Origin of the sequence: Streptomyces sp. NPDC048637 (assembly GCF_040650675.1) — a bacterium.
In the GTDB taxonomy this organism is placed as follows: Bacteria; Actinomycetota; Actinomycetes; order Streptomycetales; family Streptomycetaceae; genus Streptomyces.
Map to the genome: position 1 here is coordinate 1 of NZ_JBEZHQ010000100.1, position 1,060 is coordinate 1,060.

Consider the following 1,060-nt stretch of genomic DNA (forward strand, 5'->3'; position numbering starts at 1 on the left):
GGCGGTGTGGTCGCCGCGTGGTTCGGTGTTGGTGACGGGTGGGACGAGTGGTGTGGGTGCGATCACGGCGCGTTGGGTGGCGGGTCGTGGTGCGTCGCGGGTGGTGTTGACGTCTCGGTCGGGTCCTGGTGCTGCCGGGGTTGCGGAGCTGGTGGCGTCGATCGCGGCTGGTGGTACGGCGGTGGAGGTGGTGGCGTGTGACATCGCTGAGCGTGCCGCTGTGGCGGGTCTCCTGGACCGGATCGACGCTGCGGGCCCGGTGTTGTCGTCGGTGATCCACTCGGCGGGTGTGGGCGGCCGACGGCCCGTCGAGGAGCTGGAGTCCTCGGATCTGTCGTGGTTGTTGTCGGCGAAGGTCGGCGGTGCGGTGGTGCTGGACGAGTTGACGGCGGACCGGGATCTGGACGCGTTCGTGTTGTTCTCGTCGGGTGCGGGTGTGTGGGGCAGTGGTGGCCTGGCCGGGTATGCGGCGGCGAATGCTCATCTGGATGCGCTGGTGGAGGCTCGCAGGGCCCGGGGTCTGGTGGCTTCGTCGGTTGCGTGGGGCTTGTGGGCGGGTGTGGGGATGGCTGCGAGCACCGGGGGTGAGCGGTTGCGTGAGTTCGGTATGGAGGGCATTGACGAGCGGCGGGGCATGCTGGCGCTGGGTCAGGTTCTGGATGCCGGTGAGGGTGCGATGGTGGTGGCCGGGTTCGACTGGGCGCGGTTCGTGCCGACCTATACGTTGCATCGGGCCAGTCGTCTGCTGGCGGATCTGCCCGAGGTGAGGGCCGCTCTGGCCGCTGATACCACTGTTTCTGAGGCGGGTGGGGTTGGTGCGTGGGCTGGTCGTTTGGCGGGGATGCCGGTTGCGGAGCAGCGGCAGGTCCTGACCGAGCTGGTGCGTGGTCATGCGGCCGCGGTCCTTGGTCATGATTCGGCGGAGGATGTGCTGCCGCAGCGGGCGTTCAAGGATCTGGGCTTCGACTCGGTTGGCGCGGTCGAGCTGCGCAACCGCCTGTCGCAGGCACTTGGTATCCGGCTGGCCTCCACGATGGTCTTCGACCACCCCAACGCCACC

Annotated in this window: 1 protein-coding gene; it reads left to right on the forward strand. The window is 68.8% G+C overall.

The annotated features are described in order from the left end of the window. Nucleotides 1-76: 76 nt before the first annotated feature. Nucleotides 77-1,060: beta-ketoacyl reductase (locus tag AB0C46_RS40720; protein ID WP_362834181.1), on the forward strand; the 984-nt coding region annotated here is incomplete at its 3' end.